We start from the raw sequence: 17,193 nt of genomic DNA on the forward strand, positions 1-17,193 counted from the left end.
TGCTGGTTGCCGGACTTCATTTTATCATTCGCGCAAGAGTAATTCCGAGGAATCACTGTCAACAACGCTGACAATGGGAGAACCCATGCCACTCACAATTTCAGCGGCAGAGTCCCTAGACTGGCGCTGCGAGCCGTTGCCCCGGCAGATTCGTGGCTTCACGATCCAGCCTCCGCACGTCTGCGCCCGCCAACTTCCTCATCCTCTCGCCCGAACCGCTCGACCAGGAAATCGATGAACAGCCGCACCTTCACCGACAGATGCCGCGTCGGCGGATACACCGCATAGAGCGCTAGCGGCGGCGCGGAATAATCATCCAGCACTGTCCGCAACTCGCCTTTCCGCAACGCATCGGCCGCAATGAACTCCGGCAGCAGCGCCAGTCCCCTGCCCTTGATGGCGACATCGCGCAGCACCTCGGCATTGTTGACGCAGAGTGACCAGGCCGGCTGGATCCAGTGGTCGCCGTCGCGGCCGGTGAGCTTCCACTGATTACCCGTGAGCAGGAAGCCGTAGGTCAGCGAAGCATGCTCGCGCAGATCCTGCGGATGCTTCGGCGTGCCGTGCCGGGCGAGATAATCCGGCGACGCGCAGATCATGCGCGCCACCGGCATGATTTTGCGCGCGATCAGGCTCGACGATTCCAGCTCCGCGATCCGCAACGTCACGTCAAAGCCGTCCTGCACGGGATCGAGCAGATCGTCGCTGAGCACGATCTGGAGCTGCAGCTCCGGGAAGCGCGCCATGAAATCGGCGAGGACCGGCCCGAGGCGCATCGTGCCGAACGACATCGGCGCGTTGACGCGGAGCAGTCCCCGCGGCGCCGATTGCGCCTGCGTCACCGCCTGGTCCGCCGCTTCGATCTCCGAGAGGATCACGACCGCGCGCTCGAAATAGCGCTGGCCGTTCTCGGTCGGGCTGGCGTGCCTTGTGGTGCGCTTCAGAAGCTGGACCCCGAGGCTCTCCTCGAGGTCGGCGATGTATTTGCTGATCGCCGAGCGCGACAGCCGCAGCTGCCGGCCGGCCTCGGCAAAGCTGCCGCTTTCCACCACTTTCACGAAGGCCCGGAGGCTGCCGAGCTTATCCAAGGGATCGCCCCGTCGACTGTTTCCAAATCGTAGACATAGCCGTCATATTTGCATGGATTGTCTCCAATCCAAAGCGGAACGATATTTCCGGCCAGAGCAAGACCGCTCCCCGAATCTGGAGGACGACAATGTCTGGACTGCACCATGTCACCGCGATCGCCGGCGATCCCATCCGCAATTTCGGCTTCTACACGCGGGATCTTGGCCTGCGCTTCGTCAAGAAGACGGTCAATTTCGACGATCCCGGCACCTACCATTTCTATTACGGCGACGAGACCGGCCGCCCCGGCACCATCCTGACCTTCTTTCCGTGGGCGGGCGTCTCGGCCGGGCGCCGCGGCGTCGGCGAGACCCATCAGACCGCCTTCCGCGTGCCGCAGCGCTCGCTCGGCTACTGGACGCAGCGCTTCACCGAGAAGGGCATTCGGTACGAGGCGCTGGAGAAGCGCTTCGGCGAGTCCGTGCTGCCCTTCACCGATCCTGATGGCATGGCGCTCGCGCTGGTCGGCATTCCCGGCGCCGAGAATGAGCCCGGCTGGACCAATCGCGACGTGCCGGCCGAGCATGCGATCCGCGGCTTCCACGGCGTGACCCTGCTGCTCGACAGCGCGGCGAAGACGGCGGCCATCCTCACCGACGTGTTCGGCTTCAAGGAGACCGGGCGCGAGGGCTCGGTGATCCGCTTCAAGGCGCCCGGCGATGCCGAGGGCAGCGTCGTCGACGTCTACGAGGCGAAGGGCTTTCTGCGCGGGCATCAGGGCGGCGGGTCGGTGCACCACATCGCCTTCCGCGCGGCCGACGATGCCGAGCAGGGCCAGATGGCCGAGAGGCTCGTGAGCAATCACAGCCTGCACCCGACCGAGCAGCGCGACCGCAACTACTTCCGCTCGATCTACTTCCGCGAGCCTGGCGGCGTGCTGTTCGAGATCGCGACCGACATCCCCGGCTTCGCGGTCGACGAGCCCGTGGCGAGCCTCGGGCGCGAGCTGAAGCTGCCTGCTTTCCTCGAACCGCACCGCAAGCAGATCGAGGGCGTTCTGCCGAATCTGGAAGAGACCGCGTCATGACGGAGACTGCATTCATCCATCGTTTCGAGCCCGCAGGCGACGCGGGCTCTCCACCTCTGCTGCTGCTGCACGGCACCGGCGGCGACGAGAACGACCTGCTCGGCCTCGGCAAGATGATCTCGCCGGGCTCCGCCCTGCTTTCACCCCGCGGCCGCGTGCTCGAGCACGGCATGCCGCGCTTCTTCCGCCGTCTCGCCGAAGGCGTGTTCGACGAGGAGGACGTGCGCCGTCGCGCGCACGAGCTGGGCGAGTTCGCCACAGAGGCGCGGCAACGCTACGGCCTCGCCGCGCCGATCGCAGTCGGATTCTCCAACGGCGCCAACATCGCGGCCGCGCTGTTGCTGCTGCAGCCGGACGTGCTGGCCGGCGCGATCCTGCTGCGCGCGATGGTGCCGTTGTCGGATCCGCCCAAGGCTGCGCTCGGCGGCAAGCCGGTGATGCTGTTGTCCGGTCAGGCCGACCCGATCGTGCCGGCGAGCAATTCGGCACGGCTCGCCGCACTGCTGTCGCAGGCAGGTGCGAGCGTCACCCACAAGGTGCTGCCGGCAGGCCATCAATTGTCGCATACTGACGTAACGCTCGCCCGCGACTGGATCAGCAAGGCGGACGCCAAGGCCGCATGATCGAGCAGCGGCGCATCGTTTGAACGATGCGCCGCTGCCATCACTCGAACCAGCCGCGCCGCTTGAACCAGATCAGCGGCAACAGGCCACTGGCGATGATTGCGAGCCAGGCCAGCGGATAGCCGAAGCTCCAGTCCAATTCGGGCATGTGCTTGAAGTTCATGCCCCAGATGCCGACCATGATGGTCGGCGGCACGCCGACGACTGAGACGATCGTCAGGATCTTGAACAGCTCGTTCTGCTGGATGTTGATGAAGCCGAGCACGGCATCGAGCAGCAGCTGGATCTTGTCCGACAATCGCGTCTCGTAATCGCTGAGCGAGACGACGTCCTTGGACACGGCTTCCAGACGCTTCTTCGAGGATGCCGTGATCCACTCGCTGCCGACGTCGCCGGCAAACGCGGCAACGCGGCCCACCCCGAGCAGGACATCGCGCGCCTTGGCGAGCCGGTCGGCCAGCTCGCCGACAGTCTCCAGGGCCTCCCGCATCCTGCGGCTGGAGCGCACCGGGCGCTGGGTGCGCACCAGCCCGCCCCTAAAGACACCGCGCGAGAGCTGGTCGACCTTGCCGCCGAGATGCTCCAGGACATCGGCGCCGCGATCGATCATGGCCTCGAGCAGGCTGACGAACACGCACATGCCGTTCTCCAGGCTGTCATCGGAGCCGATGCGCTTGCCGATGTCGTCGAAGATCGGCAGCTCTGCGAAGCGCACCGTCACCAGCACATGCGGACCGATGACGAAGCCCACCGGCGTGATCTCGGCCTCGTCGGCCTCGGTGACCCGGACCGCGGGCGAACTGAGATAGAGCGTGCCGTGGTCGAAGATCAGGCGGCTCGACGCCTCGATCTCGCTGAGCGAGTCTTCCGAGGGAATGCGGATGCCGAGCAGCCGCTCGACGAACTGCTTTTCCTCGTCGGTACCGTTTAGAAGATCGGCCCAGATGACCTCCGTGGGCATTTCCGCGCCGATGCCGTGCCAGTCGTCGGACGGCCACCTGTAAAGTCTGAGCAAGAACCGAACTCCGTGGCCGCATCGTCATGCCGGATGGCGCCGCCGACTAACGCATGAGAGTTCCAGACGTTCAAGACCCTCCAAGTGACAGCGGCATTCCAGGGGACATCGAGATACCGACCCGGAACACGGTCGAGCGATGCACGTTGACGGACGCGCGGGTGATCCATGGATACGCGTAGTGCATCCCGACATGACGACATTCCTAGGTGTTGAGGCCTGCGACCTGACCGCCCCACCGCCGGCGGCTGACGCGATCCTGTTCGGCGCGTCGGATGCCACCCCGTACCTCGCAGGTCAGACCAGCCATGCCGCAAGAGCGCCCGACGTCATCCGTCGCGCGCTGCGTCACTATGAGAGCGATCTCACCCGCTGGGATTTCGATCAGGACGCCGAGCTGCTCGATCCGAGCAAAATGAGGGTCTTGGACGGTGGAAACGTCCCGACCGACCCAATGACGCCGGAGAGCAACCGTGATGCCATCAGAGCAGCCACGCAGGCCGTCCTTTCGGTCGGCGCCGTTCCGATCCTCCTGGGCGGTGATGATTCCGTCCCCATTCCTTTCTTCGAGGCGTTCCAGGACTGCAAGGGACTGACAGTCGTGCAGATCGACGCCCACCTTGATTGGCGGGATCAGCGCAACGGATCGGGCTATACCTGCTCCAGCACGATGCGGCGCGCCAGCGAATTGCCCTGGGTCAAGCGCATCGTGCAGGTCGGCTTGCGCGGCATCGGCGGCTCCGGTCGCGCCGAATTCGACGATGCAAAGGCGTGGGGCGCGAAGATCTTCACGGCAAGACATGTCCAGCATCACGGGATCGCAAGCGTGCTCGACGCGATCGAGGATGACGGCGAGTGCCTGATGACCATCGATTGCGACGGTCTCGATCCATCGGTCATCCCCGGCGTGCTCGTCCCACAGCCCGGCGGCCTATCCTATTTCGACGTTGTCGATCTCATACGGGGTGTCGCGGCAAAATCCAGAATAGTCGGCCTGGACATCGTCGAATTCGTTCCCGAGCGCGATGTGCAGAATCTTGGAGCGATTGCGGTCGCGCGGATCATCTGCAATGCGCTGGGTTGCATTGGTCGGCGGAAGGTATAGCTGCTACCGCATATGAATCGTGGCGGCGACCGGTGCGCACGCCTCGTCCTTCGAGGCGGCGCTAACGCGCCTCCTCAGGATGAGGCTCATCAGCATCAGTGCCCGTTGAAACTGCCGCCACGCATTCGATCCTCATCCTGAGGAGCCCGCCCAAAGCGGGCGTCTCGAAGGATGGCCGCAGCGAAAGCCCTCAAATGCGATAACCCAGTAGGGCGACCGAAAAGGTGAGAACATGCTAGTGCCGGACATCATACGACGAGCCATCGAAATTGGCGAACGGAGCGGCAAGATCACATTCGATCAGTTGAATCAGATTTGTGAAGGCCGTGTACTGAGCCCCGAAGACATCGACCGCATTCTGAGCGCTGTGAGCGAGGCTGGAATTCGGATTGAAGAAGACTGACGCTTTGGCTCCTGGCGCAACAACAGAGGTCTCAAGTCCACCATCCGTCACCGGGATAGGCAACACGATCCGCGGAAGAGATTTCCATCCCGACGCCCCTTCGAAGACGGCTGGCGTAGAATGCGAGAGGTGTTCCCTCGTTGTGCCGGCACCAGCGCACCTCGCCGATGAAGAGCGTGTGGTCAGCGATATCGATCGATTGAACCACCTCGCAGGCGAACTGCGCGATCGCCTGCGGGAGCACGAAAAATCCTTGGCGAGCGACGAGCGGCGGAGCGTCGCGCAACAAGGGCCTTCCGGCGAAGTGCGCGCAGAGCGCAGCATCTTCCGCATGCAGGACATTGACGGAATAGATGCCGGACTTGGCCACAGCCTGCCAGGTCCGCCCGTGCATGAGAGAGACAAGCACAGTTGGCGGATCCGCCGAAACAGTCGTGAAGCTGTTGGCGGTCATGCCGAGCGGCGCGCCATCCTCATCGACGGTCGCGACGACCGTAATGCCCGTCGCGAACCGCGATGCGGCTGCCCGAAAACCGGCCGGTTCGGCAACGTGACCCATTACGCGCCTTCGATCTTGAAATGGCAGAGCGTCGCACCCTTGGGCGAATAGTTCGGCACGTCGGCTGCGACCTTCCGGCCGATCTCCGAACCGAGCGCCGCGTCCATCGCAGCAGCGTCGGGGAAGAAGGCCTGGAAGATGCAGAAAGGCGCCTCCCCCGGTCCGAGTCGTTGGGGGAAAGCGTAATGATGACGCACCAGACCAGGGAGCGTCGCTGCCAGGGGGCATGCTTGTCGACGTAGTAGGCCCTGAAGGCCGATGGATCGTCGGGCGTCGGGTAAAGAACGGTCAAGCAATGCATTGGTGTTCCTCTCAGACATGGTTCAGCATCCGCCCAGGAGCGGAACTGAGTCCGTACGGCGGTTCGTCGTCAGGCGGCGATCCTGCCGCTTCTATCGATCCAGGCGTGGATGCGTTTGTCGCTCGCCAGACGATCCCACTGGCGCTCCGGATAATTGAAGTTCTCGGTGAACTCGTCGCAAAGCTCCCGGTCCTGCGACATGGCGAAAATCAGCCGGCCCATGGCTTCCGACGGCGGCTGCAACATCATGTTGGTCCAGCGGGCCGCGGCAAGCACGCGGTTCTCGCGCGCGCGGTCGACGTTCTCGACGAAGCGCGCATCGAATGCCACGGCATCGACGATCGCCTTGCCGAGCTCGAACGCCGCATATGAGGCCATGTTGGCGCCCTGGCCCATCAAGGGATCGACGACGGAGTGAACGTCGCCCAGGGCAATGGCGAGCTTGTCGCCGTCGAAAGCCACCCAGGACTGCCGCACCGTTGGCACCACCGCGCCTTGCAGCAGGTCGAGCGGCTGGGCCAGCCCGAAGCGGTGCGTGTCGATCCGGTTGTAGGTGTGCGGATGATGCTTTTCCAGCTTGTCCAGAAGAGTCTGGCGGAATGCTGCCGGGTTGGCGTCATAGCTGAGCGAGACCAGGTCGGCCATGTCGCCGCCGGGAATGTTTTCCATCAACAGCGCCGTTTTCATGCCGCCGAAGCTCAGCGTGGGAATGACGATCATCTCGCCATGGCCGGGCGAGACGGACAGGGTGACGCCGCGCGGATCGTCGCCATCCGGGCTGCCGTGATCAACGCCGTCGTACAGGCCGACGCAAAGCAGGCGCTGCGGCCGAGTGTACGGAGAGAGTTCGGGCCGGTGAGCGAACATGCGCCCGAGGGCGCCTTTGCCGGTGGAGACGACGAGAAGGTCGAAGCGCGAGACCAGCGCGGGGATGTCGTCATCCTGAATGCTGGCATATTCGATCAGGCCGCCACGATCCTCGAAGTCCTTCATCAGTGCCGGCAGGTAGATCCGATAATCCACCGCGCGGCTTGGCCGCTGAAAAGCACCGCGGAACAGGAGCCCGCCGTTCGGGAAATTGAAGTAATGATCGTGGTGGTGATAGACTACTCCGGGATCGTCCCAGTGGTTCACGCCGAGCTCGTTCTCGCGCGCGATGGTGACGCTGTGATGCGCGACGGTGTTCATCAGCCGTGTCGCCGCATATTGCTCCGGCGCGCGATCCGTCAGCACGGTTGCCGTAATCCCCTGCTTCTGCAGGTAGAGCGCCAGATGCAGGCCGCCGATGCCGGCCCCGAGAATGCCGATCGATTTGCTCATTCGCGTTCCTCCCCTGAACGCAGGAAGGCTAGACCGGACCCGCCATGACCGTATATGGAATGGTCAGAATAATATAAATTCCGGCGAGGAATGAATGGACCGGATCGAGGCGCTGCAGACCTTCATCCGGGTGATGGAGGCAGGGAGTTTCACCCAGGCCGCCGACGACCTCGGTTTGGGGCAGCCCGCGATCAGCAAGCGCATCGCGCTGCTGGAAGCCGAGTTTCGCTGCCGGCTATTCGTGCGCACCACGCGCAAGCTGCGGCCGACGCCCGAAGCCGACCGCGTCTTGAAATACGCCAAGGACATCGTCGCGCTGCTCGAGAGCGCCGGCGCGCCGACGCAGAGCCGGGTCGGCACTCCGTCAGGGACGTTGCGGATGACGGTGCCGACGTCGTTCGGCCGCTTCTTCTTCCGTGAGATCTTCGCCGAATATACCCGCCGCTATCCTGATGTCCGGCTGGACGTCAGTTTTACGGAACAGTTCGTCGACCTCATCGAAACCGGGACCGAGCTTGCGATACGGATCGGCAGCCTCAATTCGAGTTCGTTGGTAGCGCGGCGGGTGGGCACCATTAAGCGGTTGCTGGTGGCGTCGCCCGCGCTGCTTGCGCGTCATCAGGTGCCCTCGCTGCCGGATCATCTGCGCCGCATGCCCTGCGTCACCTACTCACGCCTGTCGCAGAAGAATCAATGGACGTTCGAATCCGAAACCGGCCGTTACGTCGTGGACATCGCGCCGGCGATGACCTGCGACGATGCGGACGTGATGACGCTGGCTGCATTGGAGGGGATAGGCGTCGCCGTGCTGCCGAACTGGTGCACCGCCGAGCACATCGCGGCCGGCCGTCTCGTCCATGTGCTGCCCGACTTCGTCGTGCCGCCGCTGCCCATGCACATTGTCTATCCCGACCCGCAATGGATGTCACACCGGGCGCGACTGTTCCGCGATCTGATCATCGAGCGTGCGGACGTCTTTGCGCTCGCTGATCGCTTTCGAAACGCCGATCTCGCCCCTTCGGCAACCACGGAAACTGGCTCGTTCCGTTGAGTGTTCGGCGTCTGGAAAGGGGCCACAAGCAGCAGTCGAGGTACGCACGGCTCCGCCGCCGCTCTGAGAGCCAACATTGATGGCCTCAGCATTGTTCGGCTCAGGGCCAGAAGCGGACAAACGTCGCTTCCAATTGTTAGCCACAGAGTGGTGTTTCCTTAATTTCCTGTGTGACAAAATCCGAGGATCGCAGGGATATTGCTTTGAACGATGCGGCTTTCACTAACGACCCGCGCTGACAATCTCGCTAAGCGTCGTAGCAAGATTCCTGAATGGATCGCTGCTGCATCGTCCGGCGACGTGGACGCTCAGTTGGCCCTCGCGTGGGAGTATGCCCGAGGTGATGCCGTTGCGCCCGATCTCGTGACGGCATGGAACTGGTTTGATCGTGCCGCCTCATCTGGTCAGGAGAACGGCGTCTTACATCGAGCCCGCTTCCTTCAGCTTCGCGGTGTCCCGGAGGGGGTTCGAGAACTTCGCAAGCTCGCTGTCAAAGGTAATTGGAACGCACAGTTTTGGCTCGCGACGCACTATCAGTCCCGAGACGGGCGTTTGAACCAGTTGAGAGCCGCCGTGTGGTACGACCGATCCTACAAAAACGGCTTGCTCGGCGGCAAGCTCGCCAAGCTGGCGCAACTGAGAAGAACCGCGCATCAACCCTACAAGACTGTGTTTGCCGTCAGGCTCCTCATTGAAGCCTTTTCGTTTTTCTTGCAAATTTTTCGTCAAGAGCAGAAGATCGAACTCCACGAGGTGCTTCTGTATCGCTTAAAGAGCAGACCTCGTGAGAGCAGCTAATCGGCGGTTGAAGTCTGCATCGGGTCAAAAGCTTGCGCTAATCGCGAGGTTTCTTGACTATGAAATCAAATGTTGAAGTAGGACCCTGCTGCCTCTTCCAATCCGCAAGCCTCTCCTCTTGCTCGTGCAACTCACGATACAGCTCAGACATCCGGGCAAATATCGACCGGATAGTTTCATCATTCGCGGCCTTCGAAATCTGAGCACATCGCTCGGCCGTGTCGAGATTTTCGCTGATGAACGCTGTCTCTACGCTACCACTAGGCCCTTACCTTGGCCTTCCGGCCAGACGTCTCGGATGCCTCAACGCATGCTTGTACTCGGATCGGGAAATGAACGGCCAAGCATTGTAATCTCCAGCCGCAAGAAAGCCGGAGGCACGATCGTGAGAAATCGGATTGTGCCAACTCACCACATCGGGCGGGCGCGTCGCATCGGGTGGAGGCCGGGCAATGAAATCTTCCGCCAACGGTACTCAAAGTCGCCGTCGAGAAACAATATCCAGCGCAGCACTTCGCGTTTCCAGACCGGATCGAGGCTGTGACGTCCGACCAAGCGATGCTCCTTCATATCGCTGTAGAGGAGCCACGACATGTCTGTAATCGCCCAGATCGCTGGGTCCCCGTCGTTCACCGGCATAGTTCGTTCAAACTGATCGTTGGTAATCGAGTTGGCAATCAGGTGTCTAAGGTTTCGTGAAAGCTGGTCGCGTGCTGCGCGATCTATCATCCTGCTACTCATCCGATCCGGCCGGTGGATCATTCACCCGGCAAACCTTCCGTTGAGTTAGCAGCTTTGCTCGCAGTTGAGAGAAATCTAGCGAGGTCCGCTTCGGGTCAAAAGCCGCCGGTTTGCCCAGCAGTCGGGGCGCTTCCGGTTTACCCCGCTCCGGACAACTCGTCGCTACGCCCTAACGGAAGATGGGCCAACAGCGGAAGTCGCGCTCGTTCGATCAGCTCGTTGCGCAGATAAGTCCTTGGCTCAGACTTCATTTCGGCAGCCCGGGGCAATGTGCCGCACGCCGGTTGATGGAAACGCGGTTCGGGGATGAGAAAAAAGGAGCTTCCGATTTCGGCGCAGCGGAGTTGATACCGCACGGGATCACCACAGTGGTGCCCTGACCTTCCGCCGCCACTGTGGAGCCAAGTCGCTCGGGCGGGGGTCGCATGGTGGTCGGCACGAGACGGAAAGTTCCACTCCGGCGGCCTGCCTGTGACTGCGTCCGTATAGGCAAATCGCGGAGCGACGCTCCGACGTCGGCTTTCGGGGAGCACACGGGTCATGGATGAAATCCTGCGTTGGGTGGCGACAGTCGGCACGATCGGGGCCGGGCTGATCCTAGCTGCGCGGGCGCGGCCACTCGTTACCGGCTGGGCCTTCGTCGTACTGAGCGGTGCATCGGTGATCTGGATCGTCGTCGGCTATCTAACAGCGGAATATGCGCTGATGGTTCAAAACGTGGTGGTGACACTTATCAACGTGTTCGGCGTCTACCGATGGCTGATCTGGAAAGGAAATGTATGAAATCGATCTGCCTGCGCGCTCTGCCGTCCGCGCGCGCACAGGTCAAGCTTAGGCTCGGCGAGCTCTGTCCGGTCTTACGTCACGTCCATTGGGAGATTTGCGGGTTAGCGAACAGGTAAGATCGGCTCCCCTACCCCGGTAAGCCCAGTCCATCGGATATACAAATTGAGAACGGCAGTAAGTCCGATATGGATCATGAGCGCCAATTATCGGCACGCAGGTTACTTCCGATTTCCCCGATGAGCCGACAACAGAACGCTGCCTGGACCTGCACCTCTGGGCCACATTCGGACATGTGCGTCGTTAGGCTGACGAAGGTCCTTCAATAATCTTCCAATACGAGTCCTTGCGGATCACTTCGTCCGCGCGAAAAGTGTAAAAGTCACATCCTCGGACCTCGATCTTTTTTCCTTCGCCGGTAGTGCCCGTTAGCGTCCATTTTGAAATGCCCGTGTTTGCCATCGTATCCACAAAATGCTCGGCGTCGCCGTAGTGAACATCCGGTAAGCCTTCAAAGCGCGTCGCGAGCCCGTCTCGTACGTTGCGCTTGCCCTCGAAGCGGGAGCCCCACGGCTTGCTTCCCCTCGGCATCTCCAAGACACAATCGTCAGCAAAGAACTCCATGATGGAATCCAAGTCGTGCGCGTTGAACGCTTCACACAGCGCCGTCAATTTCGATCGAATGTCCATCCTTCCCTCCATCGAGTTCCCGGAAGGGATACAATAACACAAGGGCACGCAGGTGAGTTGAAGGGCCGATTAGACGTCCGATCGATGTCGCCTTCGGGTCACAAAGCGCCCTCCGCAGGGCAGGACGGCACGTCCGCCATATCGGTGAGAACAGACAACGGATTTGTCAGCGCATGCCACCGGCACCAACCGGCGCACGCACAGTGCACTCTAAGGCGCCGGCAAGCCGGGCAGCGGCTTGCGCTTGGCGGAGGCCTGCTCATACGCGTAGGCCAGGCGTAGCAGCTTGTGCTCGCTCCAGGCGCGGCCTGCGAAGGTAATGCCGAACGGATAATCGGGCGTGTCCTTGCCGTCGTCTGTGCCCGAAACGAGCCCGCCCGGCACCATGACGCTGGGATAGCCCGCCCTGGCGGCGATTGCGGCGCCGTATGCGCCGGGGAACAGGACGGCGTCGAGCTTGTGTCGGCTCATATAGGCATCCATGCCGCGCGTCTTGGCCGAGAGCAGGTCCATGGCGCGCGCCGATTTGTACTCGCGCTCGCTGAGATCGCCCCTGGTCATCTCCGCGGCGAGAAAGTGGTCCTGGCCGAAACGCAGCGCCCTGCCCGCATTCGCCTCGTTGAAGGCGACGATGTCGGCCATGGTCTTGATGTCCGTATTGGTCGCCCAATCCTTCAGATACAGATTGAGGTCGTGCTTCATTTCGTAGAGGAAGACGACCGGCGGTCGGGTGATCGTGCCTTTGTGGGCGCTCAGCGGATTGCGGTTGAGCACGGCCATGGTCGTGCCCGGCCCGCCGATCCAGCCAAGCGTCGGCATGCTGGCACGCACGATGACGGCTCCGAGATCCTCCAGCACCTGGATCGCCTCAGTCATCAGCTTGGCCGACTTCGGTGGCAGCTTGCCGTAATAGCAGTCGTTCAGTGGGTCGGCATGGTCGCTCGGCACGCCGATGCGCGCCCCCTTCATCGCATCGCGGGTCAGACCGGCGGTGTAATCGGCCGGCCGCCGCTGCTTTTGCGTCGCTGGGTCGAGCGGGTCCTTGGCCGCCAGCACGTTGAGCAGCAGCGCTGCGTCGCGCACGGTCCGCGTCATCGGCCCTGCGGTGTCCTGGCTGTGCGCGATCGGCACGATACCGGCACGACTGATCAGCCCGACGGTCGGCTTCACGGTGACGAGGCCGTTCTGGCTGGCGGGAAACAGTAGCGAGCCCGAAGTCTCCGTGCCGATCGAGGCCGCACACAGACCGGCCGCCACCGCGACCGCCGGGCCCGCGCTTGAGCCCCCCGGGGACACGACGGGGATGCCGTGATCGTCGGCCAGCGCCGGCGCATAGGGGTTCTTGACCTGGCCGCCCAGCGACGAAAAGCCGTGGGACATGTCGATTGCGAGCATGTTGGAAAATTCGGTCAGGTTCGCCTTGCCGAGGATCACCGCGCCGGCCTCGCGCAGCAGCTTGACGAGCGTCGCATCGTCGCGTGCGCGTGCGCCTTCCAGCGCCAGCGAGCCCGCCGTGGTCGGCTGCGCGTCGCCGGTTGCGATGTTGTCCTTCACCAGGATCGGGATGCCGGCCAGCGGCCGCTCGGCCGACGGCTCGGCGCCGTCGAGCCTGCCCGCGATCGCGAGCGCGTCGGGATTGAGCGCGCGGACCGCGTTGAGCTTGGGCCCGTCGCGGTCGTAGGCTTCGATGCGCGCGAGATAGGCTTCGACCAGCGCCGTGGCCGTGACATGCCCACTGGCCAAGGCATGAGTGATATCGCTCATCGGCGCATGATCGAGCTTCAAGGAGATCGGCGCCTCGGCGCTGATGGCCGCCGCGGCAATGCCTGCATCGCGGCGGGATGATTTCTGCACTTCTGCCTCGCCCGACGGCGCATCTCCACCACGAGACGCGAGCATGCCATCATGCCAGTGTTTTGCCCGACGGGTCAACTTCTAGGCGAATCGCGTCGATCGTACAGGCGCGACGTGTAAACCATTGAAACGATTGACCCCCGCTACTGTGCATGGGGTTGTTTTCAGGTTTTTGTTTTGAGTTGTCCTCTCCAATGCGTGGAGAGGACACAGCAACGGACGTCGCCTACTCCCAATACCACGTGGAGAAGTCGTTCTCGTATTGCGGCACGTCCTTCCAGACGCCCTTCAGCTTCTTGGCTGTGATGGTGATGAGCTGCGGCTGGAACAGGTAGGCGGAGACCGCGTCGGTGGCGAGCATGCGCTGGGCGTCGCCGAGCAGCTTGGCGCGGCCGGCTTCGTCCGGCGTCGAGACGATCTGCTTATAGAGCGCGTTGAACTTCTCGTTGTTGTAACCGAGGTAGTAGTCCGGCTCGGTGATCTTGACGAGGTCGAACGGCTCGACATGGCTTACGATGGTGAGATCGAAATTGTGCGGACCATTGCCGGCGAACACCTGCGACAGCCACTGCGCCCATTCGACGTTCTCGATCTTGGCGATGATGCCGACCTTGGCGAGCTGGGCCGCGGCGATCTCGCCGCCCTGCCGCGCATAGGACGGCGGCGGCAGCTTGAGCGACAATTCGAGCGGCGTGGTGACGCCGGCCTCCGCGAGCAGCTTCTTGGCCTTCTCGGGGTCATAGGGGTTGATGCCGGTGGTGTCGACATAGCCGAGCGCGCCCGGCACGTAGAAGCTGCCGATCGGCGTGCCGAAGCCGTCGACGGCGCCGTCGATCATGGCCTTGCGGTCGATCGCGGCAAGGATGGCGCGGCGGACGCGGACGTCGTCCAGCGGCTTCTTGCGGTGGTTGATGGCGACGATGGTCTTGGCCCGGGAGCCGCCGACCAGCACCGTGAAGCGCGGATCCGCCTTGAACTGTGCCAAGGCGCGCGCCGCGGCGACGCGCGGGAATGCATCGACGTCACCCGACAGCAGCGCCGCCACCTGCGCCGCCGGATCCGAGATGAAGCGAATCGTCACCTTGGACAGCTTGATCGCGGAGGCGTTGCGGTAGTCGGCCCATTTGGTCAGCGTGAGCGAAGAGCCCTTAGCCCAGCCGCCAAGCTGGTACGGTCCGGTCCCGACCGGCTGCGTGACATTGGTGCCCGCGCTCTTCGGCTCGACGATCGAGCCGCCCGCCTGCCCGAGCAGGAACGGCAGGTTCGGCTCGGAATATTTCACGGTGATCACGACGGTGTCGGCGTCGGGCGTCTCGACCTTCTCGAAGGCCTGGTACAGGCTCTTGTCCTTGTTGGTGCTGGTCGGCGCCGCGTTGCGCTCGAACGAGAACTTCACCGCAGCGGAATCGAACGCTTCGCCATTGTGGAATTTGACGCCCTTGCGCAGCTTGAACGTATAGGTCTTCAGATCGGGCGAAGCGGTCCAGCTCTCGGCCAGCAGCGGCGAGACCGAGCCGTCCTCGTTGATCTTGGTCAGCGTCTCATAGATGTTGTAGAGCGTGACCTCGGCGATCGCGGCGGCGGCCGCATTGGTCGGGTCGAGCCCCGGCGGCTCCAGCGCCATCGCCATGACGACGCTGTCCTTCTTGCTCTGCGCCAGCACCGGCAAGGGCGCCGCGACGAGCGCAGCGGCAAAGGCGACGATCGATAGTTTCCTGAACATGCGCAAACTCCCCTGCCAATCCTGTTTCCAGCTTAACGCCAATCCTGCCCCGGACACTAACCTTCCATGGCCGCCTGCGGCAACGCCATCACAGCCTCGGCCTTGTGGCAGGCGGCAAGGTGCCCCTCGCCCACCTTGCGTAACGCAGGCGGAACCTCGCGGCAATGCTGGTCGGCAAGCGGGCAGCGCGATGCATAGGGGCATCCGGTCGTCACCGCCGAGTGCGAGGCGATCGCCTGGGCCCCGCGCCGGCGGCGGCCACCCCCGGCGCGAGCCCGCGGCACCGCCTCCAGCAGCGCCCGCGTATAGGGATGGGCGCAGCGCTCGAACAAATCCTCTGGCCGCCCCTGCTCGACGATGCGGCCGAGATACATCACCGCGACCTCGTCGCAGAGATAGTCGACCACGGCGAGGTCATGGCTGATCAGGATGTAGCTCAGGCCGAACTGCTCCTGGAGGTCCTGCATCAGGTTCAGCACCTGGGCCTGCACGGAGACGTCGAGCGCCGAGACCGGCTCGTCGGCAACGATCAGCTTCGGCTGGGTGATCAGCGCACGCGCAATCGCGATGCGCTGGCGCTGGCCGCCGGAGAATTCGTGCGGATATTTTTCCATGTCCGCATCGCGCAAGCCGACCTGGCGCAGCACCGCGGCGACGCGGTCGCGGAACGTGGTGCGGTCGGCACCTTCCAGCACGGTCAGCGGCTCGGCGACGATCCGCGCGATGGTCTGCCGCGGATCGAGCGAGCCGTAGGGATCCTGGAACACCATCTGGAAATCACGCCGGGCGCGGCGCAGCTCGTCGGCCGGCAAGCGGTTGAGATCGCGCCCGAGCAGCGCGACCTGTCCTGCGGTCGGCCGCTCCAGCGCCATCACGACGCGCGCGAAGGTGGACTTGCCGGAGCCGGACTCGCCGACGATGCCGAGGCTCTTGCCGGCTCGGACCTGCACACTGACGCCGTTGAGCGCGCGCACCTGCCCCGGCGGACGGAACAGGCTCTCGCGCGGGAGCGTGTAGCGCTGTTCGAGATCCCTGACGTCGAGAAGCGGCGCGGTGCTCATGCGGTCAGCGCTCCGACGCGTTCGGCCATCGACACGTCCGTTCTTATGCAGCGCGCAAAATGGCCGGGCCCGACGTCCACCATCGGCGGCAGCGCGACGCGGCATTGGTCGATCACCAGCGGGCAGCGATCGGAGAAGGTGCAGCCGGACGGCAGATCGGCGAGCTCCGGCACCGTGCCCGCGATCGTCTTCAGCCGCGTCCCCTTACGCGCGCCGAGCTTGGGCCGGGCACGGAACAGGCCCTGCGTGTAGGGATGGCCCATGCGACGGAACACCTCGTCGGTCGGGCCGCTCTCGACGACGGTGCCGCCATACATCACCATCATGCGCTGGACGTTCTCTGCAATGACGCCGAGATCGTGCGAGATCAGGATCATGGACATGCCGCGCTCCTCGACGAGATCGGCGATGAGGTCGAGGATCTGGCCCTGGATGGTGACGTCGAGCGCGGTGGTCGGCTCGTCCGCGATCAACAGGTCCGGCTCGCACGCGAGCGCCATCGCGATGGTGACGCGCTGGCGCTGGCCGCCGGAGAACTGATGCGGATAGGCATCGACACGACGCGCGGGGTCGGGCAGCCCGACGCGGTCGAGCAAGGCGATTGCTTCCCGACGAGCCTGCGCCGCCGAATAATTCTTGTGACGGCGCAGCGGCTCGGCGACCTGGGTGCCGATCGTGTGCATCGGATTGAGCGCTGTCATCGGCTCCTGGAAGATCATGCTGATGCGGTTGCCGCGCAGGCGGCAATAGTCGGAATCCGCAAGTCCGACGAGTTCGTCGCCGTCCAGCTTGACGCTGCCGGTCACGACGGCACTGTCCGGCAGCAACCCCATCAACGACAACGCCGTGACCGACTTGCCGCAGCCGGACTCGCCGACGAGCCCGAGCGTCTCGCCGCGCGTCAGCGCAAAGCTGACACCGCGCACGGCCTGCGCTGGCCCGCGGCTGGTGTTGAGGCGAACGCCGAGATTGTCGACCACGATTAGCGGCATGTTGGAGCACTCGGCCATC

Annotated in this window: 18 protein-coding genes; 7 read left to right on the plus strand and 11 right to left on the minus strand. The window is 63.5% G+C overall.

What is annotated here, in order from left to right; genetic code table 11:
* Positions 1–158: 158 nt before the first annotated feature.
* Complete coding sequence (locus ACTEK7_RS07965; protein WP_225145937.1) at positions 159–1,088, minus strand: LysR family transcriptional regulator; 930 nt, start codon at positions 1,086–1,088, stop codon at positions 159–161.
* A gap of 128 nt (positions 1,089–1,216) precedes the next feature.
* Between ACTEK7_RS07965 and ACTEK7_RS07970 the strand changes: the two genes are divergently transcribed.
* Positions 1,217–2,155: a ring-cleaving dioxygenase gene (locus ACTEK7_RS07970; protein WP_225145938.1), complete on the plus strand. Its 939-nt coding sequence runs from the start codon at positions 1,217–1,219 to the stop codon at positions 2,153–2,155.
* Positions 2,152–2,778, plus strand: a complete 627-nt coding sequence (locus tag ACTEK7_RS07975) for an alpha/beta hydrolase (RefSeq protein ID WP_225145939.1) — start codon at positions 2,152–2,154, stop codon at positions 2,776–2,778. The genes ACTEK7_RS07970 and ACTEK7_RS07975 overlap by 4 nt, the downstream gene beginning before the upstream one ends.
* A gap of 40 nt (positions 2,779–2,818) precedes the next feature.
* Here the strand turns inward: ACTEK7_RS07975 and ACTEK7_RS07980 are convergent, their stop codons facing one another.
* A complete protein-coding gene (locus ACTEK7_RS07980) occupies positions 2,819–3,793 on the minus strand; it encodes a magnesium transporter CorA family protein (protein ID WP_225128897.1) in 975 nt (324 codons plus the stop codon).
* Between the two features lie 193 nt (positions 3,794–3,986).
* Here ACTEK7_RS07980 and ACTEK7_RS07985 point away from each other — a divergent pair, with 193 nt between their 5' ends.
* Complete coding sequence (locus tag ACTEK7_RS07985) at positions 3,987–4,898, plus strand: arginase family protein (RefSeq protein ID WP_225145940.1); 912 nt, start codon at positions 3,987–3,989, stop codon at positions 4,896–4,898.
* A gap of 232 nt (positions 4,899–5,130) precedes the next feature.
* The gene (locus tag ACTEK7_RS07990; RefSeq protein WP_036005446.1) at positions 5,131–5,301 is read left to right on the plus strand and encodes an RNA polymerase sigma factor region1.1 domain-containing protein; all 171 of its coding nucleotides are present in this window, start codon (positions 5,131–5,133) and stop codon (positions 5,299–5,301) included.
* Positions 5,302–5,332: 31 nt separating this feature from the next.
* On the opposite strand, the gene ACTEK7_RS07995 is transcribed toward ACTEK7_RS07990, so the two are convergent.
* Genes ACTEK7_RS07995 through styA form a run of 3 tightly spaced genes read right to left on the minus strand, consistent with a single transcriptional unit; the run spans position 5,333 to position 7,481 of the window.
* Positions 5,333–5,860 carry a flavin reductase family protein gene (locus ACTEK7_RS07995; protein WP_225141360.1) on the minus strand — a complete coding sequence of 176 codons (528 nt, stop codon included), beginning with the start codon at positions 5,858–5,860 and terminating at the stop codon, positions 5,333–5,335.
* A complete protein-coding gene (locus tag ACTEK7_RS08000) occupies positions 5,860–6,180 on the minus strand; it encodes an EthD family reductase (RefSeq protein ID WP_225145941.1) in 321 nt (106 codons plus the stop codon). Before ACTEK7_RS08000 ends, ACTEK7_RS07995 begins: the two co-directional genes overlap by 1 nt.
* A 50-nt stretch (positions 6,181–6,230) precedes the next feature.
* Positions 6,231–7,481, minus strand: a complete 1,251-nt coding sequence (gene styA, locus ACTEK7_RS08005) for a styrene monooxygenase subunit StyA (RefSeq protein WP_225145942.1) — start codon at positions 7,479–7,481, stop codon at positions 6,231–6,233.
* 94 nt (positions 7,482–7,575) lie between these two features.
* On the opposite strand from styA, the gene ACTEK7_RS08010 reads away from it, so the two are divergent.
* Complete coding sequence (locus ACTEK7_RS08010; RefSeq protein ID WP_225128889.1) at positions 7,576–8,532, plus strand: LysR family transcriptional regulator; 957 nt, start codon at positions 7,576–7,578, stop codon at positions 8,530–8,532.
* Positions 8,533–8,742: 210 nt separating this feature from the next.
* Positions 8,743–9,330, plus strand: coding sequence for a tetratricopeptide repeat protein (locus ACTEK7_RS08015; RefSeq protein ID WP_225128887.1), 588 nt, complete (start codon positions 8,743–8,745; stop codon positions 9,328–9,330).
* Positions 9,331–9,738: 408 nt separating this feature from the next.
* Here the strand turns inward: ACTEK7_RS08015 and ACTEK7_RS08020 are convergent, their stop codons facing one another.
* Entirely contained in the window at positions 9,739–10,059 is a 321-nt protein-coding gene (locus ACTEK7_RS08020; protein ID WP_225128885.1) for a hypothetical protein, read from the minus strand.
* Between the two features lie 552 nt (positions 10,060–10,611).
* On the opposite strand from ACTEK7_RS08020, the gene ACTEK7_RS08025 reads away from it, so the two are divergent.
* Positions 10,612–10,854 carry a hypothetical protein gene (locus ACTEK7_RS08025; RefSeq protein WP_225128883.1) on the plus strand — a complete coding sequence of 81 codons (243 nt, stop codon included), beginning with the start codon at positions 10,612–10,614 and terminating at the stop codon, positions 10,852–10,854.
* A gap of 303 nt (positions 10,855–11,157) precedes the next feature.
* Here the strand turns inward: ACTEK7_RS08025 and ACTEK7_RS08030 are convergent, their stop codons facing one another.
* From ACTEK7_RS08030 to ACTEK7_RS08050, 5 genes are all read right to left on the minus strand, one after another.
* The gene (locus ACTEK7_RS08030) at positions 11,158–11,544 is read right to left on the minus strand and encodes a nuclear transport factor 2 family protein (RefSeq protein ID WP_225128881.1); all 387 of its coding nucleotides are present in this window, start codon (positions 11,542–11,544) and stop codon (positions 11,158–11,160) included.
* Positions 11,545–11,754: 210 nt separating this feature from the next.
* The gene (locus ACTEK7_RS08035) at positions 11,755–13,398 is read right to left on the minus strand and encodes an amidase family protein (RefSeq protein ID WP_225145944.1); all 1,644 of its coding nucleotides are present in this window, start codon (positions 13,396–13,398) and stop codon (positions 11,755–11,757) included.
* Positions 13,399–13,624: 226 nt separating this feature from the next.
* Positions 13,625–15,121, minus strand: coding sequence for an ABC transporter substrate-binding protein (locus ACTEK7_RS08040; RefSeq protein WP_225128877.1), 1,497 nt, complete (start codon positions 15,119–15,121; stop codon positions 13,625–13,627).
* Between the two features lie 56 nt (positions 15,122–15,177).
* The gene (locus ACTEK7_RS08045; protein WP_225128876.1) at positions 15,178–16,182 is read right to left on the minus strand and encodes an ABC transporter ATP-binding protein; all 1,005 of its coding nucleotides are present in this window, start codon (positions 16,180–16,182) and stop codon (positions 15,178–15,180) included.
* Positions 16,179–17,192 (minus strand): ABC transporter ATP-binding protein, encoded by a 1,014-nt coding sequence (locus ACTEK7_RS08050; protein ID WP_225128875.1) that lies wholly within the window; start codon positions 17,190–17,192, stop codon positions 16,179–16,181. The genes ACTEK7_RS08045 and ACTEK7_RS08050 overlap by 4 nt, the downstream gene beginning before the upstream one ends.
* Between the last annotated feature and the right edge of the window lies 1 nt (position 17,193).

This window comes from Bradyrhizobium sp. JHI2711, from assembly GCF_056156565.1.